The organism is Agrobacterium sp. ST15.16.024 (assembly GCF_027956545.1).
GTDB classification, from domain to species: Bacteria; Pseudomonadota; Alphaproteobacteria; order Rhizobiales; family Rhizobiaceae; genus Agrobacterium; species Agrobacterium cucumeris.
This window is the reverse complement of sequence record NZ_JAQKGO010000045.1, coordinates 1-405: the sequence shown is the minus strand read 5'-3', so window position 1 is coordinate 405 and position 405 is coordinate 1. Positions and strand designations below refer to the sequence as shown.

Sequence of the window (405 nt, the reverse complement as noted above, 5' to 3'; positions counted from 1 at the left end):
ACGTTTCAAACCACTAGGGCCTAAAACACCTGGACGCTTCCAGACATATCTTCTCTTCACAATGTATTCAGAACAGGCATCAGTCCTTACAGACGATGCAAACTTTTATTTCCTCAAAGAAGACAATTCGCAGCCGCCGGATCAATTCTCCAGTACAGCGCGATAGCGCGTCGCCGATCGTTCGGCGCCCTCGCGGAGGGTAGGTCCGAAGGACCGCTCACCCGTGAGCGCAAATAAATGGTGGAGCTGAGCGGGATCGAACCGCTGACCCCCTGCTTGCAAAGCAGGTGCTCTCCCAGCTGAGCTACAGCCCCATCCAGCTCGATCACCCAAGTCTCATCAACCAGGCGCGGCAACAATTCGCATCAACCAACAGTCTCAACCCAAACCCTCATTCGCATATGC

General features: G+C 54.1%; 1 tRNA gene. It reads right to left on the bottom strand.

Annotation, left to right across the window (positions count from 1 at the left end):
• Positions 1–238: 238 nt before the first annotated feature.
• A tRNA-Ala gene (locus tag PL640_RS25550) sits at positions 239–314 on the bottom strand.
• Positions 315–405: the final 91 nt, after the last annotated feature.